This window comes from Endozoicomonas sp. ONNA2 (assembly GCF_024606365.1).
Classification (GTDB): domain Bacteria; phylum Pseudomonadota; class Gammaproteobacteria; order Pseudomonadales; family Endozoicomonadaceae; genus Endozoicomonas.
In genome coordinates this window covers 1-12082 of sequence record NZ_JAHHPO010000719.1, presented here as the reverse complement: position 1 = coordinate 12082, position 12082 = coordinate 1, and the positions used below count along the sequence as shown (strand labels likewise).

At 48.0% G+C, this 12082-nt stretch carries 16 protein-coding genes; 8 read left to right on the top strand and 8 right to left on the bottom strand.

All coding sequences use genetic code 11. The annotated features are described in order from the left end of the window. The first annotated feature begins 409 nt into the window (after positions 1 to 409). Positions 410 to 898: an 8-oxo-dGTP diphosphatase gene (locus KDK14_RS12700; RefSeq protein WP_257265510.1), complete on the top strand. Its 489-nt coding sequence runs from the start codon at positions 410 to 412 to the stop codon at positions 896 to 898. Positions 899 to 935: 37 nt separating this feature from the next. Here the strand turns inward: KDK14_RS12700 and KDK14_RS12695 are convergent, their stop codons facing one another. Beyond that, positions 936 to 1751 (bottom strand): TatD family hydrolase, encoded by an 816-nt coding sequence (locus KDK14_RS12695; protein ID WP_257265509.1) that lies wholly within the window; start codon positions 1749 to 1751, stop codon positions 936 to 938. A gap of 130 nt (positions 1752 to 1881) precedes the next feature. On the opposite strand from KDK14_RS12695, the gene KDK14_RS12690 reads away from it, so the two are divergent. Then, positions 1882 to 2118, top strand: a complete 237-nt coding sequence (locus KDK14_RS12690) for a hypothetical protein (protein WP_257265508.1) — start codon at positions 1882 to 1884, stop codon at positions 2116 to 2118. Further along, positions 2118 to 2648, top strand: coding sequence for a copper chaperone PCu(A)C (locus KDK14_RS12685; protein ID WP_257265507.1), 531 nt, complete (start codon positions 2118 to 2120; stop codon positions 2646 to 2648). Before KDK14_RS12690 ends, KDK14_RS12685 begins: the two co-directional genes overlap by 1 nt. A gap of 2 nt (positions 2649 to 2650) precedes the next feature. Here the strand turns inward: KDK14_RS12685 and KDK14_RS12680 are convergent, their stop codons facing one another. Then, positions 2651 to 3043, bottom strand: a complete 393-nt coding sequence (locus tag KDK14_RS12680; RefSeq protein WP_257265505.1) for a DUF2750 domain-containing protein — start codon at positions 3041 to 3043, stop codon at positions 2651 to 2653. 73 nt (positions 3044 to 3116) lie between these two features. Between KDK14_RS12680 and KDK14_RS12675 the strand changes: the two genes are divergently transcribed. Beyond that, entirely contained in the window at positions 3117 to 3293 is a 177-nt protein-coding gene (locus tag KDK14_RS12675) for a hypothetical protein (protein ID WP_257265504.1), read from the top strand. Positions 3294 to 3514: 221 nt separating this feature from the next. Here the strand turns inward: KDK14_RS12675 and KDK14_RS21775 are convergent, their stop codons facing one another. From KDK14_RS21775 to KDK14_RS12665, 4 genes are all read right to left on the bottom strand, one after another. After that, entirely contained in the window at positions 3515 to 3601 is an 87-nt protein-coding gene (locus tag KDK14_RS21775; protein WP_373691075.1) for a hypothetical protein, read from the bottom strand. Positions 3602 to 3692: 91 nt separating this feature from the next. Continuing rightward, positions 3693 to 4229 carry an IclR family transcriptional regulator C-terminal domain-containing protein gene (locus tag KDK14_RS12670; RefSeq protein WP_257265503.1) on the bottom strand — a complete coding sequence of 179 codons (537 nt, stop codon included), beginning with the start codon at positions 4227 to 4229 and terminating at the stop codon, positions 3693 to 3695. Then, positions 4183 to 4464 carry a helix-turn-helix domain-containing protein gene (locus KDK14_RS21770; RefSeq protein WP_373691074.1) on the bottom strand — a complete coding sequence of 94 codons (282 nt, stop codon included), beginning with the start codon at positions 4462 to 4464 and terminating at the stop codon, positions 4183 to 4185. The genes KDK14_RS12670 and KDK14_RS21770 overlap by 47 nt, the downstream gene beginning before the upstream one ends. Before the next feature lie 150 nt (positions 4465 to 4614). Beyond that, positions 4615 to 5517 carry a DMT family transporter gene (locus tag KDK14_RS12665; protein ID WP_257265502.1) on the bottom strand — a complete coding sequence of 301 codons (903 nt, stop codon included), beginning with the start codon at positions 5515 to 5517 and terminating at the stop codon, positions 4615 to 4617. A gap of 198 nt (positions 5518 to 5715) precedes the next feature. Between KDK14_RS12665 and ttcA the strand changes: the two genes are divergently transcribed. The 4 genes from ttcA (at position 5716) to KDK14_RS12645 (ending at position 10625) form a co-directional block, all read left to right on the top strand. Continuing rightward, positions 5716 to 6624, top strand: coding sequence for a tRNA 2-thiocytidine(32) synthetase TtcA (ttcA, locus tag KDK14_RS12660; RefSeq protein WP_257265501.1), 909 nt, complete (start codon positions 5716 to 5718; stop codon positions 6622 to 6624). A gap of 175 nt (positions 6625 to 6799) precedes the next feature. Then, positions 6800 to 8560: an ankyrin repeat domain-containing protein gene (locus KDK14_RS12655; RefSeq protein ID WP_257265500.1), complete on the top strand. Its 1761-nt coding sequence runs from the start codon at positions 6800 to 6802 to the stop codon at positions 8558 to 8560. 420 nt (positions 8561 to 8980) lie between these two features. After that, positions 8981 to 9835: a hypothetical protein gene (locus KDK14_RS12650; protein ID WP_257265499.1), complete on the top strand. Its 855-nt coding sequence runs from the start codon at positions 8981 to 8983 to the stop codon at positions 9833 to 9835. A 460-nt stretch (positions 9836 to 10295) separates the two neighbouring features. Then, complete coding sequence (locus KDK14_RS12645) at positions 10296 to 10625, top strand: TraR/DksA family transcriptional regulator (RefSeq protein WP_257265498.1); 330 nt, start codon at positions 10296 to 10298, stop codon at positions 10623 to 10625. Between the two features lie 47 nt (positions 10626 to 10672). Here KDK14_RS12645 and KDK14_RS12640 read toward each other — a convergent pair whose 3' ends face one another. Further along, positions 10673 to 11212 (bottom strand): hypothetical protein, encoded by a 540-nt coding sequence (locus tag KDK14_RS12640; RefSeq protein ID WP_257265497.1) that lies wholly within the window; start codon positions 11210 to 11212, stop codon positions 10673 to 10675. 111 nt (positions 11213 to 11323) lie between these two features. Continuing rightward, positions 11324 to 11881: an adenine phosphoribosyltransferase gene (locus KDK14_RS12635; protein ID WP_257265495.1), complete on the bottom strand. Its 558-nt coding sequence runs from the start codon at positions 11879 to 11881 to the stop codon at positions 11324 to 11326. Positions 11882 to 12082: the final 201 nt, after the last annotated feature.

Below are 12082 nucleotides of genomic sequence, written 5' to 3'. Positions count from 1 at the left end.
TCCAGTCAGGCAATAGAAATAGGGAAGTTATTTCCAGACAACTCCTAAGTAGTTAACCAATAGCAAGTCATGATTTTAGCTGGCTTCGACAAACACCGAAGACAGCGACTCGAAGACAGCGACTCCAACTCTGCAAAAGTTTAGATTCACGAAATCACTAAAAGTTCAAAATATTAATATTTGACAATCATGGGTAGCTGGCATTAAAGGATCGAATATTTCTGGCTACATGGGCTGGTACTATGTGAGGCACAACGCAGGGAGCATAGCTTTAGCTATGTGACCGGAGTTGTAACGAAGCACGACTGCATGGACGCAGGAGCAGTTGCCGGGTTGTCGGGAGCGCCGACACAAGGAGTCAGAAATGTATGATTTCGTATGGTTAGCTACTTTATACAGGAAATAATGCATGCAATCACTGCAGGATATCGACTGGGGCACGTGGCAGGGAGCAGACTCAGCTACGCTGACCTTTGTGATAAAAGATGGGCAAATTCTGCTGATTCGTAAAAAGCGTGGCCTGGGGGCAGGAAAAATCAACGGGCCAGGTGGGCGACTTGAACCAAATGAAACCCTGTTGGCGTGTGCCATCCGCGAAGTGCAGGAGGAGCTGTGCATCACGCCGGTTAACCCTGAGTTCTGCGGGGAGAGCCGTTTCCAGTTCACCGATGGCTACTCTATTCATGTGTATACCTATATGGCAAGGGATTTCACCGGCTCACCGCAAGAGACAGATGAGGCTATACCGCTGTGGTTCTCCCTTGACCTAATCCCCTATGAAGACATGTGGGCAGACGACATTGTCTGGTTACCTGAAATGCTGAAAGGGAACAAGTTTACAGGACGCTATCTGTTCGATGGCGACCGGATGCTGGATTACCAGCTGGAAATTGTTTAAAAAAAATCTGTCATTGGTCAGAACAAGCCACTGGCTGTCATATTCTGAATAGAGTACGACAGTTATGCGAGGTGGCCTCCGCCACCTCTGGCAAAGAGACTCCCCTGAGCTTGGCCAGACACTCAGCAACCAGTTTCACTCTTCCCGGTTCATTCCTTTGTCCCTGATAGCCATTCAATGGCATATCCGGAGCGTCTGTCTCGAGCACAATACTGTCGATTGGCATGGTAGCTGCCAAGTGTCGTGTTTTACTGGCTCTCGGGTAAGTAATACCACCGCCAAACCCAAGCTTGAAGCCTAATTTCAGATACTCCCCGGCCTGTTGTTCACTACCGGAAAACCCATGAATAATTCCGGCTCGCCCAGGTTTGTATCGTCGCAGAACTTTCAGAATGTCATCATGGCTTTTGCGGCCATGAATAATCAGTGGCATCTGATGCAGGCAGGCCAGTTCAACCTGACCGGTAAACAGTGCGAGCTGTTTGGCCCTGGTCTCGGGAGTCATGTTTCGGTCAAAAAAATCCAGCCCGGTTTCCCCTATGGCAACCACCCTGGCGGGACGTTGTTGTAATAGTTTATCCAGTACCTTCAGATGCCCGGGATTGTGCCCGGCAATAAACCAGGGATGGAGCCCCAGGGCTGCTACGATGCTCACAGGGCTGACTTGCGACCACAATTCTGACGCATTAATCAGGGAAAGCCATTCCACCTGTTGAGTGGCAGGAATACAGATGCGACCGACTGCTGCCTGCTTTGCCCGGGTCAACACCGTGAGGCGGTCATTGTCAAAATCTGAAAAATTAAGATGGCAATGACTGTCGAACAGAGACAGCGGATGGTTCTCTTTTGCCACGGCTACTTTTGCCTCTAAACTTTGTTTCTGGAGAATGTTCTTCTGCTCATGGTCAGTAAAAAGCTTATAATGCCTGCCCGCAAGTAAATTTTGGTTACCGGTTTTCGGGCAGTGAATGGCGCCTGTAGAAATGTTGAAGTTATTTCGGGACAGTTCCTATACTGGTATCGCCGGTGTCACTTTTGGTACCTCTGGCAGTAGCATGGCCTGGATCGCCAGGCTGAAAGTTGAAACCGGATATGTGGTTAAGGGAGCGGTTAACGAAGCGGTTAATGTTGTTCTTTTTGGACTGGACAACTTTAGAAGCAAACTCCTGGCAGATTGCTTTTCTCCCATCATATTTCTAACGATCATTGGAGTTGAATAATGGCAAGTGGAATGATGTTGAACCCCGGGGTAGTCCGGATTATGCGAACGTTCGCCAATAGTATGATGGCTCTGATGGTGCTATTAACGGCGCATACTACAATGGCTGGGGACAGTCATGGACACTTGGCAGGGAACTCTGCACAATCGGTGCAGCTACTCAATGCCAGTGCCCGTGCTACCAGGCCGGGTATGTCGTCCTCAGCGGCTTATATGACCATCCGTAATGGTACCCATGAGGCCGTACAGATTCGCTCATTGAGCAGCCCTGTTGCCAGGAAAACAGAACTGCATACCACAGAAATGAACAATGGCATGATGAAAATGCGCCGGGTGGATAACCTCACCATCAAGCCTGGCGATACCCTGGAGCTAAAACCCGGTGGCTATCATGTTATGCTGATGGGTCTTGACAAGCCTATCGCCAGGAACAGTGAAGTGCCGGTGACTATCACCTTCAGTAATGGTGATCAGAAGAGCGTCGTTGCTCATGCCACCGATGAGATCAAGGGCCAGCATATGGCCCATTGAGTTTATCCCTGCTGTAACTCGCCAAGAATGGCTTCCTGCAGTTCAGAAGGGGTCACTACAAGCCCTTCTTCTTCATTAACCGGGAACACCGCCAGCATAGTGTTATCCCGCTCCAGACCCGGCGTCCAGCGTTCCAGCCAGACTTCCAGGTTAATGGCTTTTGGCTGGCAGTCTGACCAGTCAGCCACGGCCCAGGCCCCTGCGAAATCCGGATGGGGCCAGATGGGCAGACACTCTTCCCCGTCACTGGATGATAGCTCTACCCAACCCTCCGGGCTGTACAAGCTCCAGATCTCTTCCCATTCCGTCACTTTTTTCAGAAAGTAATCGTAACGCTCATGGTCAGCCAGCTGCACAATGGATTCGAACTGTTTGTCGTTGAGTTTGTAAGTCATCAGTCATCAACGCTAGTAAATAGAGGAGGGAGTTTATTATCCGGTCAGGATTGAAAGCAAATGGTGCGGTAGAATGGCGTGCCAAATTTCGGATAAAAATAAGATAAAGGAAAACGCCGTGCAAGCGCTTGAGCTAAAAATTCCCCGGCCACTACAGGTAATACTGTTTGGTGCTGCCATGTGGCTTGCCGGAAAATATATCCCCCGGGGTTTGGTGAACCCCACCTACTGGGTAGGGAAAAGTATTTGAGGATGTTTTTGAGTTACTGCTCAGCCGGATTCAACGGGTGCCTTGTGCTTTCATCTCTTGCGAACGAAGCTCCTTGAGCAGTACTTTACCAACAGGCGTCACTGGTAGTTCATCCCGGAACTCCACCTGTTTCGGTATTTTGTAACCTGTAAGGTTGAGGCGGCAATATTCCCTGACTCCTTCAGCCGAGAGCGGTTTATCATCAGAAATAACAAAGAGTTTTAATGGCTTCGCCGGTTTTTTTCGTCAGGGACACCAATAACGGCGCAGTTCTGGACTTTCTCATGTTTGGATACCACATCTTCAATCGATGACTTTTAACGCGGTTCCCACCGCCGGTATGCCAACCGTACCGTGAGTTTGATTTTTTATTTTATCTCACGCCTGATAGGACGGGGGTTAGACACCAGCTTCAATATCCCGTACCACATGAACCAACTGAGGCCCCAGCGACTTCATTATCATCTCATCGGAAATAAGGAATTTTGGACCACCGCAATTGATTGCCATAACCCGGCCGTCCAGAAGTCTGAGAGGGACAGTAACGGCATTAACGCTCCAGTCACCAAGGGATGTACAGAAGCCTTTTTCCTGATACTCATCAACAGCCTTGTGGATGCTTTCTTGCCACACTGGCCAGTGATCACCTGCGTGTTGTTCCACAAGTGACGTAATCTGCTGCCTTTCGTCGTCGGACAGGGCAGCAAGGTAAGCACGCCCGGAGGAGGATGTTGCCAGTGGCAATCGTGAGCCAACATCCATGCGCAGGGCCTGGGTGTTTTCGTTGCGGCAATTCTCAACGTAAATCATCGACAGACGCTCGCGGATGGTCAGCCCTACAGAGACATTGGCTTGAGCGGCCATTTTTTCCATATAAGGCTTGGCAATTTTACGCACGTTGAGATTGGAGGTGTAGGCGTAACCCAGTGACAGCACACCGACGTCCAGCTGATATTTTTCCAGGTGCTACGAGATAGCCCAGCCGGGTCAGTGTGTAAGTCAAACGGGAGATGGTTGGTTTGGGAAGCCCGGTAATTCTGGCAAGGTCCTGATTAGCGAGAACGCCGCCCTGTTGACTGAAAGCCTGCAGTAAATCCAGGCTACGTGCCAGTGGCTCAACGAATTTTCTGTCTTTCTCGCCCCCTTTCTCTTGGCAGGTCAATAATGTCATTCATATGTACTGTGCCTTATATTGTGTACGCTCTACAAGGGGGGCAATACCACTCCTTGCTATCAATAACGGGTAAATGATTCATCATTTATAACATAGGTAAATCAGAAGTATCGGGTAAATCTCCTGGCTATGCCGGTTAACATCCATCTATGTTTGCTGCGCACTCCTGCTGTTTCGGAACGCTGTAATCAGCCCGGCAGCAATGACCAGCAGAATACCTGTCAGTGCCAATCCGTCTGGAATATGGCTCCAGATCAGCCAGCCCATAATTCCTGAAAATACAACACCGGAGTAGTTTATAGGCGCCACGATTGCGGCACTGGCAAGGGTCAACGCCCGGGTATAACACCACATGGTCAACGAGATTGAGCAGCCAATGCAGAGTAAAAAGGGCAGAGTCCAGTAGGGAATAGGCTGCCAGTCAAGGATCGCTAATGGGATGCTGCAAAGAAAGGATATGAAAAAATAGTAAAACAAAATCACATGGGTTACTTCAGTGGCTGAAAGGACCCGGGTGCTGACCATGGAAAGGGCAAGAAATACGCCAGACAGCAACCCTGCGATATGCCAAAATTCCATGCCTTCTGTGCTCGGTCGCAAGATCAGCAAAATCCCCGCGAAGCCAATAATAATAGGCAGCCACTGTCCCCTTGGAATGGTTATCTTTATCCAGGCCCAGACAAATAATGGTACAAACAAAGGTGCCGTGTTACGCAGCAAAGAGGCATCCACCAGGGGAATATGTTGAATAGCCAGGTAGTAGGTAAAAAAACAGAGCCAGCCTGAAACACCCCGGACGGTATGGATAACCAAGTGTTTTGTATACCAGTGGCAGACAGGGTATTTCAATAGCAAAGGCGAAAGAATAAACAGGCAGATGCCGTACTGAAACAAAACAACAATAGCGATGGGCACGTCGTCTGCTATTACCTTGGTGGCAACACCAGCGGTACTGGCTGCCAGTGCCGAGAGCAGGGCAAGGGTAATCCCTTTCGCAGTGGCATATTGATCATTCATGAATGGTTTGCTACCAAGTGCCTGGTTCTTCATGGGTTGTCTGGTAATCTTTTGGCTGGGCCATTTTATATATCGTAGGACGTGCGTCTTATGAAAAACAACTTATGCCATTTGAGCTTGTTTCCGAATCCCCTGTAGTGAATGTCCGTAACTGGATAGCAAACGGTCAGACTGGTGAAAGATTGACAAATAGTTATAATCAAATCTTTCTTTAGACTTCCTCAGGATAATATGACGATTTCGGTTTCTGGAACTGCAAAGACAGAATTTAACAAGCTGCAAAAAAAGCTGCGCCGCCACGCAGGTCAGGCTATTGACGAGTTCAATATGATCGAGGATGGCGACAAAGTGATGGTCTGTTTATCAGGTGGCGCTGATAGCTACACCATGCTTCATATTTTGCAGAGTCTCCAGAAAAGTGCACCAATAGCGTTTGAATTAGTGGCGGTGAATCTGGACCAGAAACAACCGGGTTTTCCTGAGCATATTCTGCCAGAATACCTGGATGCCTTGAATATTCCTTACCATGTTATTAACAGGGATACCTATTCGGTGGTCAAGTCGAAGATACCGGAGGGTAAAACAACCTGTGGTTTATGCTCGCGCTTGCGCCGTGGCACCTTGTATGCATTTGCCGAAGATATTGGCGCAACCAAAATTGCCCTTGGTCATCATAAGGACGACATAGTAGAAACCCTGTTTCTGAATATGTTTTATGGCTCCAGGCTGGCCGCTATGCCGCCCAAGTTATTATCAGACGATGGGCGGAACGTGGTTATTCGCCCCTTGGCTTACTGCCGTGAGAAGGATATAAAACGGTTTGCTGAACAAATGGCGTTCCCGATTATTCCATGCAACCTGTGTGGCTCACAAAAGAACCTGCAGCGACAGAACATCAAGGCTATGTTGGCTGAGTGGGATAAGAAGAATCCGGGCAGGATTGAGTCAATTTTTACCGCTATACAGAATATAGCGCCATCTCAGATGGCTGATACTGAGCTGTTCAATTTTAAAGAGCTTGGAATAGATCGTTCAGGCGAGCGCAAGTCCTATGAGTATGAGGATAATAAAACAATCTTTTCAGGGAATATTCCTGATCCCATTGATACCGATGACATGGTAAAAATTATAACTATTTAAATTCCCGTGAATCCTGGTCAATTTTACAGGAACTGTCCCGGAGTTCATCAGAGCTTTAAGCGGGAGAGATATATTCTGCTTCCGTTCAGGAACCGGGCATTGATTTTCTTGTCCACAGTAACTACCCATAACTTTTCTCATCTCCCCGGTGAGCCTATTACTAATGGAAAACTCAATGTCTCCGGTTGCCGAAACGGCACAACAGGTATTCAATAATATCTGCCCGATTTGTCTGGTTGGATTGTTTGGCAGCAGGGGGGTAATGGTGACCTCTTGCAAACACCGTTATCACGAGCGCTGCCTGACTCCCTGGCTTGACAGTAAACCGCTGGCCGGACGAACCTGTCCGGTTTGCAAGGATTTTGCGGTGCCACTTACGCGAGAGGAAGGGGCGCGGCTCTATGAGTCCTCAGCGCACAGCGAATCTATACCATTGCACGCCTGTCGCTATGGAAATCTGGCAAATCTTCAGCAGCTACTGAGCCTGGACCCGGGCATTGTCTTTACCCGGTTTCGTACAGGCGACACTGGTCATAATGTTCGTCTGCTGTATATGGCCGCTGGCAATGGGCACAATGATTGCGTCAAGGCTTTGGTTGCAGCGGGGGGAGAGCTGGACCACGTGGCCAGCCATGACGGCATGACGGCACTGCATATTGCCTTGGTCAATGGCCGCTTTGATGTGGTTAATTGCCTGGTTCACTCTGGTGCGGATCTCAATGTCACCACACGCAATGGCGATACAGCCCTGCACCTGGCAGTCAAGTCAGCAGACGGCAGGTTTTTGGAAACTTTGTTACGGGGGAAGGCAGACCCTGCCATTCGGGACAGCAAAGGCAGAACGGCACTGCACGTAGCTGCCCAGGAGGGCTGCTGTGAGAGTGTCCGGGCACTGGTCCGGAAACCGGGCTTGATTGATTCCGTGGACGGCCAGGGCAGGACCCCGCTGATTCTGGCGACCAGGGCCGGCCACGACACCGTTATGGCCATTCTTGTCAGCCATGGGTGTAATATCAGGCTATCTTCCCTTGATGGCCGGGAGGCACTACATTATGCCGCCGGAAATGGTCAATGTCACTGTCTGCAGTTACTTGCCAACCACGGGGCAGACCTTAACGTGAGAAGCACCACCGGCAGGGCTGCGATTCATTATGCTGCCCTGCGAGGGCGTAGTGAGTGTCTGGAATCCCTGATTGACAGCAAAGTCAGCACCGAGGGGTTCGCCAGTAGTGGGTTGAACGCACTGCATCTTGCCGCCTCTCGTGGGCAACTTGAGAGCCTGAAAACCCTGATCCGCCGGGGGGCCAATATCCGGGCCACGACCAACAATGATACCGGCAGTACAGCACTGCACCTTGCCACCAGGGAGAACTTTTTTGAGTGCGCCAGAGCCATCGTCGAGGCTAACGTTGATTTTTCGGCAAGGGACTCGTTGGGCAACACAGTGCTTCATACCGCCGTCATTGCGGGTAGTTCCAGGTGTCTGTCCCTGTTTATACGGTTCGGTGCCGATCTTGACACCACCACCATTGATGGTAAGACCGCAGTGCATCTGGCTGTGATTGAACGCCGTTGCAATAGCCTGAAAGCCCTGGTTCAGGCGGGTGCCCGGCTTGATATCAGAGATTATTTCGGTTTTACCGCCATGCACTATGCCGTTGATCTCTCCAGCTTGCATTTATCCTTTGATGTTTGCCTCGGTCTGCTGATCAAGGCAGATGCGGCCCTGGATATTCCCGATCACAATGGCGATACTGTTCTGCATCTGGCTGCAGCCAGTGGCAACCTGAAAGTTGTCAGGCAACTGTTGAATGCCGGTGCAGATCATCTGGCTATCAATAATCTTGGCAAAACACCCCTGGAAGTTGCCCAACTGCTCAGAAACGAATATTGTGTGGCCTGCCTGCGACAGCTGCCTTATAAGCATGACGAGTAGTTGGCCAGATGGAGTCGTATATTTTTGGCTGTACGTTTTAGCCCGGATATTTCATAAACTGCCTCGAACATTGCGCAGGATCTTGTCGTTCCAGGGGATTTTGTGAGGGAGCGCCGGGAGTACGGTCGACTGAGCAAAACTCTCCCGGAGCAACGCAGGAGCAGTTGCCGGGAGTGACTGATCAAAATATGATTTCATTTGGTTAAACTACTCACAATAAGGATGAAATAAAACGGTTAAAATAAAAAGCAACGAACGCAGCAAGCTCTGCTATTATCGGCCTGTGCAGGTTTTTTGGTCGCAATGATACAGGCACTCTCCTGTTTCCGGGGTGTATTCAGGACTGGCATAAAGGCAACTTGAGCCTTAATCATAACAACGAATGTTGCGCTCGTTGCGGTTTTAATCAAGGGGTTAGACATGAATTCATTAAATACTATTGTTGATCGATATGTCGATTTTTCTCATTACTTAAGGTCAAGTGAATTTAGAATAAATACAAAAGCCAATATATTCACTCCCTTAAGAAAGGTCAGTTCAAAACCTGCAGAAAACAATTATTTTCCATTAGCCAACGAACTAAAAGTTGAAATTTCCAAGCACTTTGGATTGAAAGATTTTGTCGCCTTTAGTTCGATCAATGTCAATAATTATCTTGTTCTCAGATCAGATAACATTTTGGTGGAAAAAATTATTAAAAATGAAACACAAATGAGATTGTTTGACAGGCTCGAAGATATGAAACAGAAAGCACAGAAATACCACTTCGATATTGAAGCAGAAATTGAAGTTGATCAGAATTATAATGCTGTCATACCGCTAATAGCAATATCTGAAAGTCCGTCACAACTGATCTGTTATAGCAAACCTGATTGTTATAGCCCTCGGTCATTTGATTTTGTCCAGTTGTTTCAATATCTATGTTTTTTCTGTGGGGATGATTCAATTGATGATTTTCCGAAGGCGCATATTTGTACATTAGCGATAGATCTTAATAACAGAATGGGTTTAAAAGTTGGCGATAATGCTACTTTTTTTGCGCTACATTTTTTAATCATTGCATTACAAGTAAGCCAGCTAACCAGTCTTGAAGACCGACTTGATAATCTGGCCAGATTTGTCGATATGATTGAAAATGAAGAGATTCATAAGGGTAAGCTAAATAGAGCAACCTTATTTAAAGAAATATTTGCTTTAAGTGAAAGAAATGTGTTGGATTTGGATGATTTTTTTAATGGTCTTCGCACTAACGCAGAAAAATGCAAGCTGGAGTAATACCATAAGCGCAACATCTTGCCTTTAGTAGAAAGTTAATGGCTTTTATAGCCAAGTTGTATAAAGATATTTTTCAATGATTACCTGGCCAGAAAAGATGATTTCATTCAGTTGATTACTTACGTTTACGGTATCAATGATCTACTATTTGAATTCAAGAATTCTGACCCGAATGAGACAGTCTGTTTGACTGTGTTTATCTTCGCTTGTGTATTGGCAGGCAGCGTTGTTTTTAAGTAATTGGCCAAATGGAATCGTATATTTCTGGCCAAGTTACTATGCAAGGCGCAAAGTACGAAGTATATGACCGGAGTTGCAACGAAGCAGAGTGACTGACAACTTGGTCAGAAAATACGATTTCATCAGGTTAACTACTTATGGTGAACAGTGACTTTTTTATACAAATATTCTTTATGGAATAACAGCATTATTCCACCGTATTTTTGTTCAGGGGTAGCAAATGACAGATCATGATAAATGGCAGAAATGGTTGATGGTTCGCAGGGATGAGCTGAATACGCGTCTGGGTAAAATTAAAATGGATGCTTCCCGAAAAAACAGTGCAGACTGGTCTGAGCAGGCGCAGGAACGGGAGAACGATGAGGTTATTGATGCATTGGGTAATGAGGCAGTGATTGAGCTGGGTAAAATTAACCGCGCACTTGAGCGCATAAGTGAGGGGGATTATGGTTTCTGCCTGTCCTGTGGCAAGGAAATTCCGGTTAAGCGCCTGGAAGTCATGCCCTATGCTGATCTATGTGTTCAATGTGCAGAGGCCAGGGGATTATAGGGGGAGAATCACGAAGCCGATAAGGCGGCAGACAGACTGCCAAACTATCAGGCCGGTTTGGCTGCAGCCCGGTTAAAGTACGATGATTCCTCTGTGGAGCAGCCTGATTCAATGATCATGTTTTGATAGCTTTCGCAGAAGCTCTGAATGGTTCCGGGATTTCTGCTGTGGAAGTGCCTTTGCCATAACCTGCCCATGGCGGTGATGTCTTCTTTATCAGTTTCTTCAATCTGAATACCGGTGCGGTGATAGATTAGCCAAGCTATGGCAGAGGCGTAAACCAGGTTGGTTGCCAGTTCATGGTGAGGATGACAAAGAAACTCCCGCTGGCTGGCCAGTCCTCGAACCTTGCTGGACAGGTCGGCATTTGGGGCCAGAAAAAAGTCCCAGATATTTCGGTGCATGCGAGGAGAAATCTGATAAATACCGAGTGCCTGGTGATTGGCCTGTTTCAGGTGAAACCCAAGCCCGGACTCTCTGGCTGCGGTGCCAAGCAGCAGATTTTCACCCGTAGGACTCCACATGCCCAAATGCTTGAGTGCGGGGCGGACAACGTAATGCCTTAGCTCCTTGGCGCATATTCCCATTTGCAAAGTCCTTTTTCCGGGGGGCCGTCCTGTGGCAGATCCGGGCGTCATGATAACCCGGATCTAAGAGAAGTATCGTATCATCCCTGAAATTCTGAACTGATGATGGTTTTATTCACCGGCAAAATGACAAAGGGTATAGGTTGGAATGCCTGCTGCATTGAGCTTGTCAGCACCCTTGAGGTCAGGCAGATTGATAATGGCAGCAGCTTCCAGTGTGCTGGCTCCTGCTTTTCGGATCAGCTGGTCGGCAGCGAGTAATGTGCCACCGGTGGCGATAAGGTCATCCATCAACAGAATTTTTTCACCAGCCCTAATGGTATCTTCATGCATTTCCAATACGGCTTTTCCATACTCAAGGTCATACTCAACACTGATGATTTTGCCGGGTAGTTTGCCTTTCTTGCGAAACAGTATCAGTGGTTTGTTCAGGATATAGGCCAGTGTCGAGCCAAGCAGAAAACCGCGGGCATCCAGAGCGCCAATTCGGTCAAACGTCTGGTTCTTATAACGCTGAACCATGACATCCACGGTCTTGCGCCATGCTTCGGGGTTTTCAAACAGTGTGGTGATATCCCGAAACAGGATGCCTTTATGGGGCCAGTCCGGTATGGTCCTGATTTGAGCTTGCAGGTATTCCTGAACGGATGAACATTCGTTTGTATGCATGGGAGTGAGCATGCCGCTGACAGTCAATAAGAATCAGTCAATAAGTATCAGTCAATACAACGTTAGAAGCCACAGTAAGGGTGGCTTCTTTAGAGACTAAAGTCAGGCGCTGGTGGCAATTCGGTTGGGTTCCGGGGTTTTTCCGCCAGCCAACGTACACAGTTCCACCTGGCTTTTCATAAACCTGGCTTTTCATAAACC

Excerpts from the sequence above, each read along its gene's own strand:
- KDK14_RS12700 (WP_257265510.1), top strand. The coding sequence starts at position 410 with ATGCAATCACTGCAGGATATCGACTGGGGCACGTGGCAGGGAGCAGAC.
- KDK14_RS12690 (WP_257265508.1), top strand. The coding sequence starts at position 1,882 with ATGTTGAAGTTATTTCGGGACAGTTCCTATACTGGTATCGCCGGTGTC.
- KDK14_RS12685 (WP_257265507.1), top strand. The coding sequence starts at position 2,118 with ATGGCAAGTGGAATGATGTTGAACCCCGGGGTAGTCCGGATTATGCGA.
- KDK14_RS12680 (WP_257265505.1), bottom strand. The coding sequence starts at position 3,043 with ATGACTTACAAACTCAACGACAAACAGTTCGAATCCATTGTGCAGCTG.
- KDK14_RS12675 (WP_257265504.1), top strand. The coding sequence starts at position 3,117 with ATGGCGTGCCAAATTTCGGATAAAAATAAGATAAAGGAAAACGCCGTG.
- KDK14_RS21770 (WP_373691074.1), bottom strand. The coding sequence starts at position 4,464 with ATGACATTATTGACCTGCCAAGAGAAAGGGGGCGAGAAAGACAGAAAA.
- KDK14_RS12665 (WP_257265502.1), bottom strand. The coding sequence starts at position 5,517 with ATGAAGAACCAGGCACTTGGTAGCAAACCATTCATGAATGATCAATAT.
- ttcA (WP_257265501.1), top strand. The coding sequence starts at position 5,716 with ATGACGATTTCGGTTTCTGGAACTGCAAAGACAGAATTTAACAAGCTG.
- KDK14_RS12655 (WP_257265500.1), top strand. The coding sequence starts at position 6,800 with ATGTCTCCGGTTGCCGAAACGGCACAACAGGTATTCAATAATATCTGC.
- KDK14_RS12650 (WP_257265499.1), top strand. The coding sequence starts at position 8,981 with ATGAATTCATTAAATACTATTGTTGATCGATATGTCGATTTTTCTCAT.
- KDK14_RS12645 (WP_257265498.1), top strand. The coding sequence starts at position 10,296 with ATGACAGATCATGATAAATGGCAGAAATGGTTGATGGTTCGCAGGGAT.
- KDK14_RS12640 (WP_257265497.1), bottom strand. The coding sequence starts at position 11,212 with ATGGGAATATGCGCCAAGGAGCTAAGGCATTACGTTGTCCGCCCCGCA.
- KDK14_RS12635 (WP_257265495.1), bottom strand. The coding sequence starts at position 11,881 with ATGCATACAAACGAATGTTCATCCGTTCAGGAATACCTGCAAGCTCAA.